This is a genomic window from Alysiella crassa DSM 2578, from assembly GCF_000745955.1.
Classification (GTDB): Bacteria; Pseudomonadota; Gammaproteobacteria; order Burkholderiales; family Neisseriaceae; genus Simonsiella; species Simonsiella crassa.
The window spans coordinates 12,437-32,631 of the sequence record NZ_JQKH01000013.1 but is presented as its reverse complement, the minus strand read 5'-3'; the positions used below and the strand labels follow the sequence as shown (position 1 = coordinate 32,631).

The following is a 20,195-nucleotide window of genomic DNA, read 5'->3' as shown; positions in this document are numbered from 1 at the left end:
CTTTTAACGCAATAATTTCTGAATACTCGCGCCCAATTTCAATACTTTCGCCATGGTTGCGGTAGAAAGTTTCAGCATTTCGTTTGTCCAACTGGTTAAAGTTGCAATAAATTCATGGGTTTGGGAAATGCGTTTTTTCACGGCATCGTTTTCGTTGGCAAATTCGGGTTCTTGCATAAGCTGGTGCAGAAATTGCAAAGTGGGTTCAATTTCACGGCGTTGGCGGTGTTCCACGATAATGCGGAACATTGTCCACACATCGTCATAAGTGGTAAAATAATCGCGCCTGTCGCCTAAAATATGTGTGATTTGAACCAGTTGCAAATTTTGCAATTCTTTCAGGCTGGTGGAAACATTGGAACGTGCCACACCCAAAGTTTCGCAAATTTCATCGGCATTCATCGGCTTGCCCAAAATGTACAAAAGCGCGTGAATTTGGGAAACGGTGCGATTAACGCCCCATTTTGCGCCCATTTCGCCCCAATGCAGGACGAATTTTTCGGTAGTGGGATTGAGTTTCATGGTTTTTATCCATTCTTATTGTTGTTGGTATGCAGTTTAGGCATTTTTCAAATTTCTGTCAATACTGAAATTTAAAAAATGAAAAAATTTTCAGGCTGCCTAAAAATAAGGCAGCCTGAAATCATGAGATTAATCATCGCTTTCGTGGTCGGTGTCTTCCTGATTCAAACTTTCGGCTTTCATAACCTCTTGATGTCTCTCTAAAAATTCTTTGGTACTGTCTTTGCCGCGCAATTGCAAAATATAATTGCGCACCGCCGCTTCCACCAAAACCGCCAAATTTCGCCCCGCCGCCACTGGCAACACGACTTTGCGAATCGCCACATTCAAAATGCTTTCGGTTTCGCTGCGTATGCTTAAGCGGTCTAATTGTTTCATGTATTCATCGTTGGCGGGGATTAAGTTGATGATTAATTTAAGTTGTTTTTTGGGGCGAATAGACGTTTCGCCAAACATGTGGCGAATATTCAACACGCCCAAGCCGCGCACTTCCAAAAAATCGCGCAAAATCGGCGGGCAACGCCCTTCCAATACTTCGGGGGCGGTGCGGTGCAATTCGACCGCGTCATCGGCAACCAAGCTGTGTCCGCGTGAAATCAATTCCAACGCCAATTCGCTTTTGCCCAAGCCCGATTCGCCAATCAGCAACACGCCAATTTCAAATACGTCTAAAAATACGCCGTGTTTGATGGTGGAAACCGCCAGCATTTTTTGCAAATAAATCCGCAAAACGTCCATTAAATAAGGGCTTTCCAATTTGGACGTGAGCAAAGGCACATTGTGCGTGTGGCAATAATCGCGCAAGGTGTTGGGCACAGCCAAATCATTCGCCACGATTATTAAAACAATCGGAAAATCAAATAATTGTGCTAAATTAGACACATGCTCCGACTGCTCCAATTTCAGCAAATAATCCACTTCCGCCACGCCCAACACTTGAATTTGATTGTGATGAATAAAATTCAAATGCCCCACCAGCGCAAGGGCGTGTTTATCCGCGCCCGCCACAATGCGGTTATCGCTGCCTGCCGTGCCTGCTGTCCAATTCATTTGCAGTTTGTGTTGATTGTCTTGATACAATTGTCTCACGGTAATACTGGGCATTTTTGATTTCCTATCAATTGTTTACGATGATGTGGTGCAATAAATTGTCCCCTGCCCTACTTTCAGGCTGCCTGTTAGCAAATTTGGTGCGTGGTACGCACCCTACATTTTTTAAATAAAGGCAGCCTGAAAATATTTACCCCAAACACGCCAATTCATGCCGAATCAAATCATCAAAAGTTTCGCGCTGGCGGATTTCGCGCACCGTGTCGCCCGATACCAACACTTCCGCCGCCCGACAACGCGTATTGTAATTGCTCGCCATACTCGCGCCATACGCGCCCGCGCTGCGCACCAGCAATAAATCGCCAGCTGCCGCCGCAATTTCACGGTTTTGCGCAAAAAAATCACCCGTTTCGCAAATCGGTCCGACAATGTCGGCAACCATTTCAGGCTGCCCATTTTCTTCTGCATTTTCAATATGATGATAGGCTTGATACAAGGCAGGGCGTAATAAATCATTCATCGCCGCGTCCACAATGACAAAATTTTTCTCTTCGCCCTGTTTCACAAATTCCACGCGCGTGAGCAAAGTCCCCGCATTGCCCACCAAACTGCGCCCTGGTTCCAACACCAAACGCAAATTGCGCCCCGCCAACATTTGCGCCACCGCCGCCGCATATGCTGTTAAATCAGGGGCTTGCTCATTTTGGTAGGCAATGCCCACGCCGCCGCCCAAGTCAATGTGTTGCAAAGCAATGCCTTGCACCGCCAATTTGTCCGCCAACGCCAACATGCGTTCACACGCTTCCACAAGTGGCGATAAATCAAGCAGTTGTGAACCAATGTGGCAATCAATGCCAATAATTTGCAAATTCGGCAACGCCGCCGCGTATTGATACGCACGTTCCGCGTCCGCCATCGCAATGCCAAATTTATTCGCTTTCAAACCTGTGGAAATGTATGGGTGGGTTTTCGCGTCCACATCGGGGTTAATGCGTAGCGAAATGGGGGCGATTTGTCCCATCATTTCAGCCACTTGATTAATGCGGTCAAGTTCGGGCAAACTTTCCACATTGAAACATTTAATCCCAGCATTCAAGGCAAACGCGATTTCCTGAATGCTTTTGCCCACGCCCGAAAAAATAATCTTGTCCGCCGTACCGCCAGCCGCCAACACACGCGCAATTTCGCCGCCCGACACCGTGTCAAAACCGCAACCTAATTGCGCGAAATGTTGGATAATACTCAAATTGCTGTTCGCTTTTACCGCGTAGCAAATCAAAGGTTGGCAGCCTGCAAACGCGTTCACATAATTTTGATACGCGTTGGTCAAAGCCTGTTCGCTGTACACATAAAGGGGCGTACCGAAACGCTCGGCAAGGTGGGTATAGGCGATGTTTTCGCAAAGTTTGCTCATGATATTCTCTAATTTTTTAATAAAATAAATGGGTTAAATTTTTTTCAGGCAGCCTGAATATTATTCTTGCGGCGCAAGCACTTCACTCGCCGTGCGCGATGGCGGGCTAAATTCCAAACCTGTTTGAATCACACCAAATTGGTTTTTATCGTCTTCTTTCGGCAAATACAAATCGCCCTTGTAGCCGCATGCCGACAGAATGCACAAACTGCTTAATAAAATAAATTTTTTCATCAGAAACTTTCTTTCAGGCTGCCTGAAAAATATGGCACAATACGCGCCACATTTTACAATAATTTAGGAACAAAACCATGACCGAAACAGAATTTTTGCAACATTCAGACGCACTTTTTGCCCACATTGAAGACGCTTTGGAAGCATACGATTTTGATTGCGTACCAGCAGGCAATGTGCTGACCATTGAAGCCGACAATGGCGTACAAATCATCGTCAATCGCCACACACCCAATCAAGAATTGTGGATTGCCGCCAAAAGTGGCGGCTACCATTTCGCGGAAAAAGACGGCGTGTGGTTTTCCACCCGCGAACAACGCGAATTTTTTGACGTGTTAAACGAAGCATTAAGCGCGGCAAGTGGCGAAACAGTAGCCATTTCCCCCTACTAATTTTCAATAATCAAGGCAGCCTGAAAACAGTTTCAGGCTGCCTAAATGATTATTTTTGTTGCTGTTTAATAATTTCTTCCAAATGCGGCTGTGGCACATAGCCCGCTTGCGATTTGCCATTTGGGAACACCAAAGTTGGTGTCCCATTAAAGCCGAAACTTTCGCCCAATGTTGTGGTTTCCTTCACAGGGTTGGCACATTCAGCGACTTTCGCACCCATTTTGCCTTCACGCATCCATGATGTCCACGCTTTCGTACGGTCGGCTTGACACCAAATTTGTACCGCTTTGCGATGTCCATCTGGGTGCAATGAGGGAATAGGCATTAAGAAAGTATAAATCGTGATATTGGTCATTTTTGCCAATTCGCGTTCCAAACGTTTACAATATGGACAATCAGGATCGGAAAATACTGCTAGCTTCAGACTGCCATTGCCACGTACTTCTTTAATGGCTTTATCAAATGGCAACGCATTGAAATCAATAGCATTTAATACAGTTTTACGTTCTTCGGTCAAGCTGCGCCCTTCTTTGGTGGCAATCAAATCGCCCACCAGCATAAATTCACCAGTTGCGTCTGTGTAGGTAATCTGTTTGCCACTCACTACTACTTCAAATAAACCATTGATTGGCGTGGTATTAATACTCAATACTTTCAATTGTTGTGCCGCATAATTTTTTTCCAAAGTCGCGGTAATGGTTTTTGCCACATCAGCAGGCACATCTTTGGCAACCGTTGCCACAACTGGAGTAGCAACGTTTTTTTCGCTGGTAGTAGCTGCTTGTGCATTATTGGTAGGTGCACCATTGCAGGCAATTAACACAGCCGCCACAGCAGGAATCAGTGTACGAATCAAAGTTTTACGTTTCATCATGATGAATGTATTTCCAATTAAAAAATAAATTATGCAATATAAACCCCTGTTTATCCATTAAATTTACTTATTTTTAGACAAACAAGCCAGCTTTTGCGCGTTTCAGGCAGCCTGAAAAATCAGCGACTCATCAATAAATCCGCCAACGCCCCCTTGTTACGCCCCATCAAATTCAAGCCATGCTCAATCCGTAACGCCAACACATCGGCTTCAATGGATACTTCCGCAGGCACGACTTTGCCGCCTTTCGCATCCCACGCGGTACGCGAAGATTGCGAGCCATTGTCTTCAATTTGCAGCATGGTGCCGCCGTTTGGATAAAACAAAATGACTTTATTTTGCTGATTGCCATCGGTTTCAATTTCCGCCATCAGCACCCCATTCGGATAGAAAAAGCGCATTAACGCTGCGCCGCGACTCATGGACGTATCCACTTCATCCACAATCGGTGTCGTATCTTCTTTTTCAAGTTCTTTTTTCTTTTGGGGAACTTTTGTGGTTTTCACAGGTTTGGTTTTGCCATCGGGTTTAGGTGTGCTTGCCGCTACCGCGCTGGCTGCACTTGCCGCAGCCACATCTACCCTATCAGACAATTTAGGTTTTTCCCTCAATAATTTAATATAGGCAAATGCCTTATTGCGTTCAAAAAACCATGTTTCGCCAATCGCTTTACCGCCCTTAAATTCAGACACGCGCAATAATGAGCCATCGGGTTTCAGCCACACCGTGCGGCTATCCCGAATGCCTGCGCCATGAAAAATTTTCAATTGCGGCTCCACAACAGCCACAAATGGCAAAGTGTATGGTTTGTCTGTATCCTGATAAAAATCTTGTAAAACCAAACGATTATGTGGCGTTTTACCCAATACTTTGCGATAAAAACCGCCTTTGCTTTCTTTTTCTGTAATGCGACCATTGGCATCAAAAAAACGTGTTTTTGTGTTTGCCAAAGGTTCGTATTGCAAAAATTCGGGCGAATGCTCCTGCATCACTTGTTCGGCAGACAAGGTATCTACGCTAGTGGTTTTGGGTGGTTCACGGTCTTGTTCCACAGGCACTTCAAAACACGCGCTCAACAGCAATGCGCTGGCAAGCGTGATTAAAAAAGGTTTCATCATCATATAGTTATCAATTTAAATAGGCTATTTTTACTTATTTTAATCAAATTTGGTTATTTTAGGCAGCTTTTTTGTTTCAGGCTGCCTTACATTACACGACAATTTTTACAAACACTAAAAATGTAGGGTGCATACCACCCTCCAAATAATTCAAATAACGTGGAATTTCGGTGCGTAATACGCACCCTACATGTAGTTATCGTGTAGTGTAAGGCAGCCTGAAACAAAAAACCTGTTATCTCCAACAGACAACAGGTTTTTGTATCTTGATAATCAGCGTGTCATCAAATCAATATTAAGCCATTGCTTTGATTTTAGCAGACAAACGGCTTTTATGACGTGCTGCTTTATTTTTGTGGAACACGCCTTTGTCGGCGATACGGTCAATGATTTTGGTGTTTTCTTGGAAAGATGCTTGAGCGGCTGCTTTGTCGCCCGCTTCAACAGCTTTCAACACTTTTTTCACTGCGGTGCGAAATGCGGTACGCAAGCTAGCGTTGTGAGCGCGAGCTTTCAAAGATTGACGGGCGCGTTTGCGTGCTTGTGCGCTATTTGCCATGAATAATACTCCTGATTGGGAAAATATAGATTTGTAAAACGCGCCATTTTAAACACGCGCCCCAGAAATTGCAAGTAGTTTCAATGAAAAAGATGGATTTTGCCGCTTTTCAGGCAGCCTGAAAATTGAATTTTGCGACAAAATCACCGCTTTTACGCACAATCCATTTAAACCCATGCCAATTAGTGTTAAACTCGCGCCTTTATTCTATTCATTGTTTTTCCCAGATGTCTTATTTACAAGCCAGTATTCCAGTTGCCCAAAGCGTTGCCGAAGCCCTATCCGATGAATTAATGGAACAAGGCGCATTGTCTGTTGCCATTGAAGACGCACACGCTGGCACCGCTCAAGAACAAGAAATTTTCGGCGAACCCGATATGCCACAACAGCAATTTTGGCAACAAAGTTTGGTGGTTGCCCTGTTTGATGAGCAGGCAGACGCGCACGCCATCATTGCCGCCGCGTTTCAAGCAATTGGCGAGCAAGTTTCAGATTATCAACTGGAAAATTTGGCAGAACAAGACTGGGTGCGCTTAACCCAATCGCAATTTGACCCAATTAAAATTTCCGAGCGTTTGTGGATTACCCCCACTTGGCACGAAATGCCAGACGCAAACGCGGTGAATTTGCGCCTAGACCCTGGATTGGCGTTTGGTACGGGTAGCCACCCCACCACGCATTTGTGTTTGCAATGGCTGGACAATCATTTGGCAGGCGGCGAAAATGTGCTGGATTATGGCTGCGGTTCGGGGATTTTGGCGATAGCCGCGCTGAAATTGGGCGCGGGCAGCGCAACTGGCGTGGACATAGACCCGCAAGCCATCATCGCCAGCAATGATAATGCGGCGCAAAATCAGGTTCAGGCTGCCTTCCATTTGCCCGACACGCTGCCCGATGGACAATTTGATGTAGTGGTGGCGAATATTTTAGCCAACCCATTGCGTATGTTGGGCGAAATGTTGGCGGGGCGCACCAAATCGGGTGGACGCATTGTATTATCAGGCATTTTGGCGGAACAAGTTGATGAGATGAATGGCATTTACGCGCAATGGTTTGATATGGACACGGCAAATATTGAAAGCGGTTGGGCGTGTTTAAGCGGCGTAAAGCGTGGTTAAATAAAGGAATTTTTTAATGAGCATGATTAAAATCAGTTGCCCCAGTTGCAAAGCGGCTTTGAAAATTGCCGAAGAAAAATTAACTGAAACACAAGGGCGCGTGGTGTGCCATGAGTGCCAACACATTTTCCGTTTGGTGAAAAAAAGCAAAAAAGCACCACCACCAGCACCCACCAAACCCTTTGATGATTTGAACGATGATGACGATTTGCCCATAAAATCCGCCATCAAACCCAAATTGAAACCGCAAGATGTGGCAAAATTAAATTTGCCACCTTTGCATTATCGTGTCCCCAAAGCGGAAGCAAAAACGCCTTTTGCGGAAGTGGGTTCGGACAATAATCCTATTGCGTTCAATTTATTGGATTATAAAACGGCAAACCAACAAATTTCAGGCGTGAACATCAATCCGCCTATGGTGGCTGGCGATGTGTCGGCGAGCGGCGATTTGAAAAACAATATCACCATTCACACGGGCAGCTTGGTGTTTACGCTGACCAATGACGGTCAGGCAAACGCGAGCAATGGCGATAAATTCGCCGAAGTGCCAATGAATAATCAGCAAACCGCCGCATTGTTGGCGGCAGCGACCAATTCGCGCACGGAGCTGAATTGGACGATTGCGACCATTGTGGCGTTGGTGTTTTTGATTGTGCAATTGTTTTATTTGGTGTTGATGTTGGCGTGATTTCAGGCAGCCTGAAAATATCAACCATTTGATTTTTAATAAAAACCCAGCCAAACGCTGGGTTTTTTCATAGCGAGATTATGTATGCCACACACGCAATTTGTACACGCATTTCGGGAAGCCGCGCCGTATATTCATTATTTGCGCGGCAAAACTTTGGTGATTGGCATTGCCAGCAGCCTGTTGCAGGGACAGACTTTGGCGAGCATTGCGGCGGATTTGAATTTGTTGGCGGCATTGGGAATCAAATTGGTGCTGGTACACGGTTCAGATTGCCAAATCAATGAGTTATGCAAACAAGCGCAAATCAGCCCCCACTTTCATCAACACAGACGGGTTACGGATACGGCGGTTTTGACTTTGGCGCAACAAGCGTGTGGGCAGGTGCAATTTGCGTTTCAGGCTGCCTTGTCTTTGGGCTTTGCGCATTCGCCGCAACGCACGCCGCGTTTGCGGGTGGCGACTGGAAACTTTATTGTTGCCAAGCCTTTAGGGGTTTTGGACGGGGTGGACATGGACTACACGGGGCAGGTTCGTAAATTGGATTGTGCGGCGATGGCGGATTATTTGGCGCAGAATGCGATTGTGTTATTGAGTCCGATGGGCGTGTCCATGAGTGGGCAGGCGTATCATTTGGCGATGGCAGAAGTGGCGGCGGCGGCAGCGATTCAGTTGCAAGCGGAAAAATTGATTTTTTTGACCGAATGGGACGGAATTTTCCATCAAAATAATGAGTTGGCACACGAATTAACCGCCGCCCAAGCCCACGAATTGTTGGCAGAAACCACGCCGCAAAGCCCGATTTTACACGCGGCGGTGGAAGCCTTGCAGCACAATGTGTCGCGGGTGCAAGTGCTTTCAGGCAGCCTGAACGGTGGATTGTTGCGCGAATTGTTTACGCGGGAAGGGGTGGGTACGTCTATTGCGCCCACGCCGTTTATGACGGTTCGGGCGGCACAAGAGTTTGATATTGCGGATATTATTGCGCTGATTCGCCCATTGGAAGAACGTGGCGTGTTGGTGCGGCGCAGTCGGGAATATTTGGAAAATCATATTCACGAATTTCATGTCTTGGAAAATGACCGCCAAATTTATGGTTGTGTGATGTTGAAGCAATTTGCGGACAATGCGGACGTGGCGGAATTGGCATGTTTGGTGGTATCGCCGAATGCGCGTGATGGGGGCTATGGCGATTTATTGTTGCAACACATTATTTCGCAAACGAAAATTTTGGGCAAACGCCGTTTATTTGCCTTGACCACGCACACGTCTGATTGGTTTGCGGAACGCGGTTTTCAGGCTGCCTGTGTGGACGATTTGCCGCCTGAACGTGCGCTGGAATATGCGGAAAGTGGGCGACAATCTCGGGTGTTTGTGATGGATTTATCCAATTAATAAAAGGCAGCCTGAAAACAGATTTTCAGGCTGCCTCAATTTTATTGGCAATTAAATTGGTTTAACAAATAAGTTTGTAAATCAAGCACTTCTCCACCATCTTGCGGCTGGATACGCGTGTATTGACCGCTACCGTCCATTTGCCACGCTTTCGTATTATCTGAAAGTGCCAACATCAAACCTTCCTGAATCACTCTTTGTTTCATATCGGGGTCTTCAATCGGGGTGGCGGTTTCAATGCGGCGGAAAAAGTTACGCGCCATCCAATCCGCGCTGGCAATATAAACATCTTCCGCGCCATCATTGTAAAAATAATACACACGCGAATGTTCCAATAATTGCCCAATAATGGAACGCACCCGAATATTTTCCGATAAACCAATAACTTGCGGACGAAGCGCACACATACCGCGCACAATCAAATCAATTTGCACCCCCGCTTGGCTGGCGCGATACAGCGCGTCAATAATGGTCGGTTCAAGCAGCGCATTCATTTTGGCGATGATTCGGGCGGGCTTGCCTGCTTGGGCGTGTGCGATTTCGCGTTCAATGTTTTTCAACAACATGGGGTGCAGCGAAAAGGGGCTTTGGTAGAGTTTTTTCAATTTATTTGCTTGACCCAAACCCGTGATTTCCATAAACAAATTATTCACATCGCGCACAATATCGCGCTGGGTGGTCAGCAAACCAAAATCGGTGTAAATGCGTGAAGTGCCTTGATGATAATTGCCCGTCCCCAAATGCGCGTAGCTTTTCAGGCTGCCTGATTCGCGGCGAATCACCAAAGCCATTTTCGCGTGAATTTTGTAACCAAACACGCCGTACACAACGTGCGCCCCTGCTTCTTCCAGCCGCCGCGCCCATTGCACATTATTGGCTTCGTCAAATCGCGCCATCAGCTCCACCACCACCGTAACCAATTTGCCCGCTTGCGCCGCCGCCAACAAAGCCTGTGCCAATTTAGACGTGCTGCCCGTGCGGTAAATCGTCATTTTAATGGCAAGTACATCAGGGTCTTTTGCCGCGTCTTCAATAAAACGGACAACGGGTTCAAACGACTGATAGGGGTGGTGCAATAAAATATCCCGTTTGCTGATTTCATCTAAAATAGAATGGGCTTTTCGCAATCTTTTGGAATAATAGGGCTTAAACGGCGGAAATTTTAAATCGGGCAATGCTAACATATCAGGCACCGACATCAGGCGTACCAAATTTACAGGTCCATTGACTTTATATAACTCATTTTCTGTTAAATCAAATTGTTGTAATAAAAATTCGGTGATGTGTGCTGGGCAATTGTCCACCACTTCCAAACGCACTGCGTCGCCATAATCACGGTCGCGCAATTCGCTTTGTACGGCGGTGCGTAGATTGGTAAACTCGTCTTCTTCCAAAGTCAAATCGCTGTCGCGGGTTACACGGAATTGGTGGCAGGCTTTGACCGTCATGCCACGAAACAATTTGTACACATATTCGTGGACAATAGACGATAAAAACACAAAACCCGTTTCTCCGCCACACAGATTTTCAGGCAGCCTGACCACACGTGGCAAAATGCGCGGGGCTTGCACAATCGCCATGCCCGAAGCACGACCAAATGCGTCTCGCCCATCTAGTTCCACCACAAAATTCAACGATTTATTCAGCAAACGTGGAAATGGGTGGGTTTTGTCCAAACCGATGGGCGTGAGCAGGGGCAATAATTCGCGGTTGAAATAATCTTCAATCCATTCTTGCTGTTCGCACGTCCACTGTTTGCGGCGGTAGAAATGGATGCCGTGTTGGGCGAGTTCAGGCAACAGTATTTGGTTAAACAATTGATATTGTTTGGCAACCAATTCGCGTACTTCTGTGCTGACTTGGGCGATGGTTTCGGCGGGCGTGTTGCCCGAATCAAAACGCAAATTGGGCTGATTGCGCCATTCGCGTTTCAAATACGCCATGCGTACTTCAAAAAATTCGTCCAAATTAGACGAAACAATGCACAAAAACTTCAAGCGTTCCAGCAAGGGAATGCGTGGGTCTTCGGCTTGGGCGAGTACGCGGCGATTGAAAGCGAGTAGGCTGGATTCGCGGCAGAGTAATTGGGGGGCTTGGGGCATGATGGTTTCCTTTCTGGGTTTCAGGCTGCCTGTTTACACCATGTAGGGTGCGCCGTGCGCACCAAATAATGATGATGAAAATACAATTTGGGTGGCAAAATAGGTGCGCACGGCGCACCCTACCAGATGGCGATAATCTTCAGGCAGCCTGAAAATCCCTTTCAGGCTGCCTGAACATCTGTTTTACCAATAAGTCGTGAATGCGGACACATCGGTATTTTTCGGCGCGTCAGGCGAACACACAGCAGTCCCCAACATAATCAAACCGATGATTTTGTCTTTTTCGCCGCACGCAAACGCGTCTTTCAGCAAAGGCGAATTCACCCATAAACCCGAAATCCATACGCTGTCAAATCCCTGTGCTTTGGCGGCTAATTGCATGGCGTAGGCGGCACAGCCTGCGGTCATTTGTTGTTCCCATTCGGGTTTACCTGTTTTGGGCGTGCAAATCACGGCGACGGTCATGGGTGCCATATTGCCAACTCGTTGTGCTTTTTTCATGCTTTCTTCGCCGAAATTCAATTGCGTAACCGTGTCGCGCAATAATTGGCGAAAACGATTTTGCCCATCTTCGCTGTGAATCACCACGAAGCGATACGGCGTTAAATCGCCGTGGTCGGGAACTTGCGTGGCGGCTTGCAAAATCGTGTCCAATTGCAATTCATCGGGCGCGGGCGCGGTCAAACTTTTGGTGGAACGGCGTGTGGTAAGTAAGGCTAAAGTATTCATATTTTGAACTCATTTTTTGATTAATCAGGCAACTTTACAGACACAACAATTTTTTAATTTTGCCAACAATCTGCTCCCTCCCGTCTCCAACGGGTGAGGGGGACAGGTTTCAGGCAGCCTTTTGTTACCCTACAAAAATAAAATATTGCCCGTAATCGTTGAGATACCACCATCATCTGGCTCCCTCTCCTTTGGGAGAGGGCTGGGGAGAGGGAAAAATCGTGGTACATTAACTGTTTTGCTCTCTCCCTAACCCTCTCCCACAGGAGAGGGAACAGATGAGTGGTCGGCAGAAATTTGTAGGGTAATGAAAGGCAGCCTGAAAGATTTTTGTCGTGTACTGTAAGATAGCCTGAAATTATAACCGCTCTTTCATCTCACGCAAGATGGTTTCCATATTATGTTCCAGCACATCTTCCACCAAACGCGGCGTTTCTTCGTTTAACATCATTTGCAAATCATAGGACAAGGTGGCTAATTTGCGTTGCAAAATACTGTGCATTAAACCCGCCACCGCATTACTCAAATGCGGACGCAATTTGCGTTGCAATTCCGCCATCAATTCTTGTTCTGACATCACACGAATTTTGCGCGTGCTGGGCAAATCGGGCAAATCATACACATTCACGGTAACCACAGGGCGCGTGTCATCGTCCGCCGCAAACGGATTGGCGCGATAACCCTGCGAATCAGGCTGCAAATGCACCACTTGCGGCGGCGATTTTTGCGCGGATTTGACTGCCGTTTGTGCCGCCAACCAGTCTTCCTGAATCAAAATGCCAATTTCATTTTCCGCAATCGCGCTTTGAGAAACGCGTTGATTATGCTCACGTTGGCGATAATTCAAATAGGCGGCATAGCCTTGTTCATTGGGCGACAAGTTATCATCCATCACAACGGGCAACACAGGTTCGGGTGGTGGCTGAATGGGCGAATTGGCGCGTTCTTCTTCGTAGCGTTTGAATAATTTGGACAATGCCATTTCGTCTGTGTTGTCCTCTACCTGATTGTCCTGATAATGGGTTGGATTGGATTCAACGATTGGCATTGTTTCCTCTGTGGCTTGCACCAAAAGATTGCCGTCAATTTCTTCCAAATCCTGTTGCTCATCAAGCGAATAATCGCGTTCTGGCGGCATATCAATTTCAGGCAGCCTGAAATCTTGTTCGGGCAATTCAGGGCTGGGGGGCAAATCGTTGAGTGGCTCACGGATTTCGGGTATTTCGGGAGACGGATTTTCTTCGCCCAATAATTTGCTGCGCCGTGCTGCCAACATTTCTTCGGTACGGCGATAGCGTTGGCGAATTTCATTGAGCGAATTATCCAAACTGGTGGTGCGATTTTCATAGCTGGGTGCTTGGTCGTTGTCTTCTTCCAACGTGAAAATCATGCGATTATTGTTGTTGTCCATAACAAATCATGTTCCGTGAATATTGATGATATAATCCTGTTTTTAAAACCATTTGGGAGCAAATGATGAGCGAATTAACTTTAGAACAACGCTTGGATTATTTGGAAGAATCCAACGAAGCCCTGAAAATGCAAAATCGTGTGTTGGCAACGGCGTTTCGTGGTATGTTGCGCGCCCTGCCCTCTGATGTGGCGCAAGACGTAATTGAGTCCATACAAATCGCTTTTGACGATGAAGTGGCACAATTGCAATACGAAGGCAGCCCACACGAAGAGTTATTTTACGATATGACGTATGCGTTTTTTCGTGAGAAACAATAGTTTTTATTAAAGGGCAAAATATATTCAGGCAGCCTGAAACTCATGAAACATCAACAAGTTTACCTGATTTGTCCCGCATTCGGTAGCAAATACCACACAAAGCCCTATTTTCAGGCTGCCTGAAGATTGATTTTTCCGACTATTTTCGCTGAAAGGGGCGCGAATGTGCTATGATTGCCGCCGTTTCATTCATACCACAAACCCACCATGACCATAGTCTATCTCTATACAGACGGCGCTTGCAAAGGCAACCCTGGCGTGGGCGGCTGGGGCGCAGTCTTGCGTTACGGCAGCCACGAAAAAGAATTATACGGCGGCGAAGCCCATACCACCAATAATCGCATGGAATTAACCGCCATTATTCAGGGACTTACCGCATTAACACGCCCCTGCCAAGTGGAAATTTGCACCGACTCCCAATACGTCAAAAATGGCATGGAAAGCTGGATACACGCTTGGAAACGCAATGGCTGGAAAACCGCTAGCAAACAAGCCGTTAAAAATGACGACCTATGGCAATTATTAGACCAGCAAGTGCAACGCCATCAAGTTTCATGGACTTGGGTGCGCGGACACACAGGACACCCCGAAAATGAACGCGCCGACCAACTCGCCAATTTGGGCGTGGCAAGCGTGAGAGAAAAAATCTAATTTAACTTATTGATTAAATTTTGTTAATTTAAATGTTGTAGATTTTCAGGCAGCCTGAAAATTGAGAAAACACCTATGCAACCCATTCACACCCATTACGATAATTTGCAATTGACCCAATCCGCCACCGATGCAGAAATCCGTCAAGCCTATCGCCGATTGTCCAAAAAATACCACCCCGATTTAAGCGATGACCCCGATGCGCACCGAATCATGCAAATCGTGAATCGCGCCTACGAAATTTTGTCCAATCCACAAAGTCGCGCCGAACACGATAGATGGATTGCCCTACAATATTTGCAACAAAAACAAGTGTATCACGCCCAACCTATCGCCTATTATGGCGATGAAAACCGTGAACCCACACCCAAAACACAATCCAATCCACACCAAAATTATACTTACGCCTACACCACCCAGCCACAGCGTTCTTATAAACGCGTGTTGCATGGTTTATTGTTGATTTCGCTGGTTTTGTTTGGACTGATTTTGTGGCAAGGCTGGGGCTGGCTGGAACGCAGCCAATTATTGCCCATCATCACAGGTACCCCCCCCGAACCGCAAGTGATTGTGTATGAATACCCCACCGAAACCGTTTCCAGCGACCCACAAATTGCCCCCACCAACGAGCCATACACGCGCCCCAAAACCGCACCCAACGGCAAACCTTTCCCCGAAGTGTCAGGCTATATTGACGGCTATCCCGTGATGGAAGGTATGGGCAATGCGAAATTAGTCATTGAAAATATACGCAATTCTTCAGACGTGTTTGCTCAATTATACGAAAAAAACACGCCACAACCCATACGCACCTTTTTTGTGGTGGAACGCGAAGAAATGATATTGTCGCATTTAGACGCAGGCGAATATTTTGTCCGATATTATCAATTGGATAACGGCGAATATTTAAACAGCGAAAGCGTTACTTTGGTGCGTAATCAGTCTGCCACCATTTATTTGCAGCGTGGCAAATCGCCGAATGAGTAAATCAAAAAAACACGTTAATCTCATTCAGATTAACGTGTTTTTTTGATAATTCAGGCAGCCTGAAACGCCACATCACAATTTAATCCCACCAAACACAAACATACCCACCAAGAAAAAGAAGAAAACACCAATCGCCCATTTTGCCGATTCCACTTGCCATTTACCCATGTCCACGCCCGTCATTTGCAACAGCAGGTAAATAAAAGTTTGCCTACAGCGTGCGCTCTATCGCCGCGCGGCGACTTACTTTTTGGAAAAGTAAGCCAAATAAAAATAAGAAATTACAAAATTCTTTTAAAATGAAAATGTTTTTGAATTTCAGGCTGCCTGAAATATTTTTTTGTCAATAAAACGGTTGGACTTTTTCGTATTTGGCTTATTTTTTTACGTGTACTAAACCAATCATTTCGGTAAATAAATCCGTACCCGCAAACCCTGTCCAAATGTCTCACTCTCGCCCAATTCAATCCAGCCGCCATATCGCCGCGCAATCGTATCCGCAATCGCCAAACCCAAGCCCGAACCCTGCTCATCCGTCCCCAGCACCCGATAAAAGGGCTGCAACACACGCTCGCGTTCCGCCGCCGCAATGCCGCCGCCATTGTCTTCCACTTGTAAAACAATGTGTTGCGTGGTTTCATACGCGGATAGGTCAATTTGGCTGCCCTGTGGCGTGTAGCGTATCGCATTATCCACCAATGTTTTCAATAAGATAAATGCGTCCATTTCATTCATCGCTACACGCGGATTGGCTTCACTCGCCACGCCCAAATCTTGCGCTTTCGCTTCCGCCAATGGCAATAGGGTTTCAATAACACTCAGAAAAATAGTTTTTATATCAATAATTTGAATAACACGTTTACTTTCAATGGCTTGCGCTCGGGCGTGTTGCAATAATTGTTCCAATAAATGCCGATTGCGTTGAATAATATTTTGTAAATCAGACAGTTGCACAGCTAAATTTGTAGGCAAATTTTGCCCTTGCAAACGCTCGGCTTGCATAGATAATGCCGCCATCGGGGTACGCAATTCGTGCGCGGCATCGGCGATAAAACGCTGTTGTTGCTGCATCACACGCTCAGTTCGTGCCAACATATCATTAATGGATTGGACAAATCCTTGAATTTCTTTGGGAATATTATCCGTAGGCAAAGGGGTTAAATCGGTTTCGTGGCGCATTTTCAGGCTGCCTGAAAGCGTAGCGATGGGCGCAAGTGTCCGCCGCACCGTCCGCCAAATCACCCATGAAAACAAGGGTATCAGCAGCAATAGCGGCAAGGAACTGAACAAAGCGGATTGAATCGCCAATTGATTGCGCTGCTCATTGTTTTGCCACACCGCCACGCGCCCGCGCTCGGTTTGGCGCACATACACGCGGTAGCTGTCGCCATTTTTCTGAATAGTGTGATAACCAACTGATAATTCTTGTAAATTTAAATTATTCTGTAGTGATGAAGATGAAAATTCGGTGTAAATAGTGGCTTCATCTTCATCGTCATCATCGGGGTCGTCATCGTGGGTGATGGGGGTGTGGGGTGTGGTGTATTGGGCGGCTTGTTTGAGTAAATTGTCTTGAAATTCATTGGTTTCATAATAGGTTTGGGCAAACGACACCGCCGCCGCCAGCACCGCAAACGGCAGAGAAATCAGAATAAACGCACGATTTAATTGAGCTTGAATGGAAGTTAATTTGGATTTCATGATGGCATTTTTTAGGGAAATCATTTTCAGGCTGCCTGACATTTACGCGTTCACATCTTTACGCACCAACCACCCTACCCCACGCACATTTTGAATATGCTCTTTGCCGATTTTTTTGCGTAAGGCGTGAATCAGGTAATCCACCGCATTGCTTTCCACTTCATCGCCCCAACCGTATAATTTGTCTTCCAATTCGGTGCGTGAGTGGATTTTGCCCGCACGTAACAATAAAGTTTGCAAAATCACAAATTCTTTATTGCTCAATAAAATTTTTTCAGGCTGCCCGACTATGCTGACTTCGTAAGTGGTCGGGTCTAAAGTCAAAACGCCGTTGCTGGGTTTGGGGTTTGCCACGCCGTGATGTCGCCGCACAATGGCGCGAATCCGCGCATGAAGTTCTGCCAAATCAAAGGGTTTAATCAAATAATCATCTGCGCCGCCGTCTAATCCACGCAAACGGCTGTCCAAATCGTCTCGCGCCGTGATGATGATAATGGGCAGACTGTAGCCTTTGTCGCGCAAAGTGTTCAACACGGACAAACCGTCTTGTTCAGGCAGCCCCAAATCCAATAAAATCAAATCATAAGTTTGCGTTTGCACCGCCGACAATGCCAAATTGCCGCGATTAACCCAATCCACCGCTTCGCCCATGTCTTTCAGGCTGCCTGAAATGGCTTGGGCAATCATTTTGTCGTCTTCAATCAATAAAATTCGCATAATTTGACCACTTATATTTTGTTAAAATACGCCTATCATCAATTTTCAGGCAGCCTGAAATGCTTACCGAGCTAGAAAAAAACGCCATCAGCGACCACTATCGCACGATTTCCAAAAATCTCCCCCAATTCCGCCCCCGCCCCGCGCAACGCGAAATGATTGCCGCCATCGCCAACGCCTTTTCGCGCACCCTCACACGCGCCGAAGGCAGCGACACACCCCCTGAACGTAATGGCGAAAGCATTGCCGTGATTGAAGGTCCTACGGGCGTGGGCAAAAGTTTGGCGTATTTGCTGGCAGGCGGCATTATGGCGCAAACGCGTGGCAAACGCCTGATTGTTTCCAGCGCGACCATCGCTTTGCAAGAGCAATTGGTGGGGCGCGATTTGCCGTTTGTGGTAGCGCATAGCGGTTTAGAAATGAGTTTTGCGTTGGCAAAAGGGCGTGGGCGGTATGTGTGTCCGTATAAATTGTATCAATTAACACAAGGATTTGCACAACAAACCTTATTGGGCATAGACGAAGCCCCCGTCCCCGCTTATCTGTGGGACAGCAAACCCCGTCAAGACGAATTGGACACGCTCACGCAAATGGCAACACAATTCGCCAAACGTGAATTCAACGGCGACCGCGACACTTGGGCGGAAAAAATTGACGATAATCTCTGGTTTAAAATCACCAACGACCGACACGGCTGCCTGAAAAATGCTTGCCCCAATCGCCCCGAATGCCCCTTTTTCTTGGCTCGTGATGTGTTGGAAACGGTAGATGTGGTGGTGTGCAACCACGATTTATTGTTGGCAGACATCAGCATGGGCGGCGGCGTGATTTTGCCCGCCCCCGAAAACAGTTTTTATTGCATAGACGAAGCCCACCATTTGCCCAAAAAAGCCTTGAGCCAATTTGCCGCCGAACATTCTTGGCAACAAGCCATTTGGACGTTGGAAAAATTGCCCGATATGACCCAAAAAATTGCACGGGTCTGCGATAAAGTAGAATTAGCCAATTTGGCAGACGAAGCCGCCACCGCCTTGCTGGACAGTTTGCATGAATGGCAATTTTATTTACAAGATGAACCGCAATTGCGCGAAAGTGAACGTGAACACGAAGCCGTATGGCTGTGGCAAGATGGCAATATTCCCGAATCTTTGGCAACTTTGGTACACAATACCCAAATCGCCGCCAGCAGTTTATTGCGCCACATCAATGGTTTAAATGAAGCCCTATCCCAATCACGCCGCGAACGCGATTCAGACAGCCTGCACATTGACCAATTGTCCACCGAATTGGGCATTTTTGTCGCACGCGCCGAACAAATAGAAGCCGTGTGGTCGCAATTGGCGCAAGTCCGCACAGATGAAAAAGAGCCGCCTTTAGCCAAATGGATTAGCCGCAAATTAGACGACAAATTAGATTACACCTTCCACGCCAGCCCGATTAGTGGCGCGACAATGTTGGCAAATGGTTTGTGGCGGCGGGCGGCGGGCGCGGTTTTGACTTCGGCAACGCTGCAAAGTTTGGGCAATTTCAATATGTTGCTCAACCAAACAGGTTTATCATGGCTGCCTGAAACCACCACGCTCGCGCTACAAAGCCCGTTTAATTTTGCCGAACAAGGTGAATTGTACATTCCGCCACTCGCCGCCAGCCCCAAAGACCCAGCCGCCCATACCAATGAAGTGGTGGAATGGTTGCCCAAATTGATTGACGAGACGGCGGCAATTGGCACATTGGTGCTGTTCACATCGCGCAAACAGATGACGGAAGTCGCGTTCAGGCTGCCTGAACATTTGTTGCCCTATGTTTTGATTCAGGGCGAACAGTCCAAAGCTGCCATTTTGGAATCGCATTATCAAGCCCTAAAAGATGGCAAACCAAGCATTATTTTTGGTTTAGACAGTTTTGCCGAAGGTTTGGATTTGCCGCATGAAGCGTGTGTGCATGTGATTATTGTAAAACTGCCGTTCTCCATGCCCGACAATCCGATTGAAAAAACCCAAAGCCGTTGGATTGAGCAGCGCGGCGGCAAGCCTTTTATTGAAATCACCGTACCAGAAGCCAGCATTAAACTGATTCAGGCGGTGGGGCGACTGATTCGCACCGAACGCGATTATGGGCGCGTTACCATTTTGGATAATCGGGTGAAAACCCAGCGTTATGGGCAACAAATGTTGGCGTGTTTGCCACCATTTCGGCGAATTGGGTAATCAAAA

20 protein-coding genes are annotated in these 20,195 nt (G+C 46.8%); 8 read left to right on the top strand and 12 right to left on the bottom strand.

Annotated elements, in window-relative coordinates:
- Positions 1–3: 3 nt before the first annotated feature.
- The 4 genes from Q338_RS03615 to lptM all read right to left on the bottom strand — a co-directional run bounded on the left by Q338_RS03615 (position 4) and on the right by lptM (position 3,220).
- A complete protein-coding gene (locus Q338_RS03615; RefSeq protein WP_034292039.1) occupies positions 4–522 on the bottom strand; it encodes a GbsR/MarR family transcriptional regulator in 519 nt (172 codons plus the stop codon).
- 129 nt (positions 523–651) lie between these two features.
- Positions 652–1,626 carry an HPr(Ser) kinase/phosphatase gene (gene hprK / locus Q338_RS03610; protein ID WP_034292037.1) on the bottom strand — a complete coding sequence of 325 codons (975 nt, stop codon included), beginning with the start codon at positions 1,624–1,626 and terminating at the stop codon, positions 652–654.
- 136 nt (positions 1,627–1,762) lie between these two features.
- Positions 1,763–2,986 carry a diaminopimelate decarboxylase gene (lysA, locus tag Q338_RS03605; protein WP_034292034.1) on the bottom strand — a complete coding sequence of 408 codons (1,224 nt, stop codon included), beginning with the start codon at positions 2,984–2,986 and terminating at the stop codon, positions 1,763–1,765.
- 60 nt (positions 2,987–3,046) lie between these two features.
- Positions 3,047–3,220 (bottom strand): LPS translocon maturation chaperone LptM, encoded by a 174-nt coding sequence (lptM, locus tag Q338_RS14035; protein WP_084693512.1) that lies wholly within the window; start codon positions 3,218–3,220, stop codon positions 3,047–3,049.
- Between the two features lie 77 nt (positions 3,221–3,297).
- Between lptM and cyaY the strand changes: the two genes are divergently transcribed.
- Positions 3,298–3,612: an iron donor protein CyaY gene (gene cyaY / locus Q338_RS03600; RefSeq protein ID WP_034292032.1), complete on the top strand. Its 315-nt coding sequence runs from the start codon at positions 3,298–3,300 to the stop codon at positions 3,610–3,612.
- A 49-nt stretch (positions 3,613–3,661) separates the two neighbouring features.
- On the opposite strand, the gene Q338_RS03595 is transcribed toward cyaY, so the two are convergent.
- The 3 genes from Q338_RS03595 to rpsT all read right to left on the bottom strand — a co-directional run bounded on the left by Q338_RS03595 (position 3,662) and on the right by rpsT (position 6,163).
- Positions 3,662–4,483: a DsbC family protein gene (locus Q338_RS03595; protein ID WP_034292066.1), complete on the bottom strand. Its 822-nt coding sequence runs from the start codon at positions 4,481–4,483 to the stop codon at positions 3,662–3,664.
- 122 nt (positions 4,484–4,605) lie between these two features.
- Complete coding sequence (locus tag Q338_RS03590; protein WP_034292030.1) at positions 4,606–5,607, bottom strand: hypothetical protein; 1,002 nt, start codon at positions 5,605–5,607, stop codon at positions 4,606–4,608.
- A gap of 292 nt (positions 5,608–5,899) precedes the next feature.
- A complete protein-coding gene (gene rpsT, locus Q338_RS03585; protein WP_034292028.1) occupies positions 5,900–6,163 on the bottom strand; it encodes a 30S ribosomal protein S20 in 264 nt (87 codons plus the stop codon).
- A 227-nt stretch (positions 6,164–6,390) separates the two neighbouring features.
- Here rpsT and prmA point away from each other — a divergent pair, with 227 nt between their 5' ends.
- From prmA to argA, 3 genes are all read left to right on the top strand, one after another.
- Positions 6,391–7,281 (top strand): 50S ribosomal protein L11 methyltransferase, encoded by an 891-nt coding sequence (prmA, locus tag Q338_RS03580; RefSeq protein ID WP_034292026.1) that lies wholly within the window; start codon positions 6,391–6,393, stop codon positions 7,279–7,281.
- Positions 7,282–7,297: 16 nt separating this feature from the next.
- Positions 7,298–7,969, top strand: a complete 672-nt coding sequence (locus Q338_RS03575) for a zinc-ribbon domain-containing protein (RefSeq protein ID WP_034292024.1) — start codon at positions 7,298–7,300, stop codon at positions 7,967–7,969.
- Between the two features lie 84 nt (positions 7,970–8,053).
- Positions 8,054–9,364, top strand: coding sequence for an amino-acid N-acetyltransferase (gene argA / locus Q338_RS03570; protein WP_034292023.1), 1,311 nt, complete (start codon positions 8,054–8,056; stop codon positions 9,362–9,364).
- Between the two features lie 41 nt (positions 9,365–9,405).
- On the opposite strand, the gene ppk1 is transcribed toward argA, so the two are convergent.
- From ppk1 to Q338_RS13690, 3 genes are all read right to left on the bottom strand, one after another.
- Entirely contained in the window at positions 9,406–11,466 is a 2,061-nt protein-coding gene (gene ppk1, locus Q338_RS03565; protein WP_034292021.1) for a polyphosphate kinase 1, read from the bottom strand.
- Between the two features lie 183 nt (positions 11,467–11,649).
- Positions 11,650–12,195 (bottom strand): nitroreductase family protein, encoded by a 546-nt coding sequence (locus Q338_RS03560; protein WP_034292019.1) that lies wholly within the window; start codon positions 12,193–12,195, stop codon positions 11,650–11,652.
- A gap of 358 nt (positions 12,196–12,553) precedes the next feature.
- Positions 12,554–13,606, bottom strand: a complete 1,053-nt coding sequence (locus tag Q338_RS13690) for a hypothetical protein (RefSeq protein ID WP_051968466.1) — start codon at positions 13,604–13,606, stop codon at positions 12,554–12,556.
- Between the two features lie 65 nt (positions 13,607–13,671).
- On the opposite strand from Q338_RS13690, the gene Q338_RS03550 reads away from it, so the two are divergent.
- The 3 genes from Q338_RS03550 to Q338_RS03540 all read left to right on the top strand — a co-directional run bounded on the left by Q338_RS03550 (position 13,672) and on the right by Q338_RS03540 (position 15,564).
- On the top strand, positions 13,672–13,926 hold the full coding sequence (locus Q338_RS03550; protein ID WP_034292017.1) for an NGO1151 family protein: 255 nt from the start codon (positions 13,672–13,674) through the stop codon (positions 13,924–13,926).
- A 207-nt stretch (positions 13,927–14,133) separates the two neighbouring features.
- The gene (gene rnhA, locus Q338_RS03545) at positions 14,134–14,577 is read left to right on the top strand and encodes a ribonuclease HI (protein ID WP_034292015.1); all 444 of its coding nucleotides are present in this window, start codon (positions 14,134–14,136) and stop codon (positions 14,575–14,577) included.
- Positions 14,578–14,652: 75 nt separating this feature from the next.
- Positions 14,653–15,564, top strand: a complete 912-nt coding sequence (locus tag Q338_RS03540; RefSeq protein WP_034292013.1) for a J domain-containing protein — start codon at positions 14,653–14,655, stop codon at positions 15,562–15,564.
- 402 nt (positions 15,565–15,966) lie between these two features.
- Here Q338_RS03540 and Q338_RS03535 read toward each other — a convergent pair whose 3' ends face one another.
- Entirely contained in the window at positions 15,967–17,289 is a 1,323-nt protein-coding gene (locus tag Q338_RS03535) for a sensor histidine kinase (RefSeq protein ID WP_034292011.1), read from the bottom strand.
- Between the two features lie 18 nt (positions 17,290–17,307).
- A complete protein-coding gene (locus tag Q338_RS03530; RefSeq protein WP_034292009.1) occupies positions 17,308–17,982 on the bottom strand; it encodes a response regulator in 675 nt (224 codons plus the stop codon).
- A 59-nt stretch (positions 17,983–18,041) separates the two neighbouring features.
- On the opposite strand from Q338_RS03530, the gene dinG reads away from it, so the two are divergent.
- Positions 18,042–20,189 (top strand): ATP-dependent DNA helicase DinG, encoded by a 2,148-nt coding sequence (gene dinG, locus Q338_RS03525; protein WP_034292007.1) that lies wholly within the window; start codon positions 18,042–18,044, stop codon positions 20,187–20,189.
- Positions 20,190–20,195 lie beyond the last annotated feature (6 nt).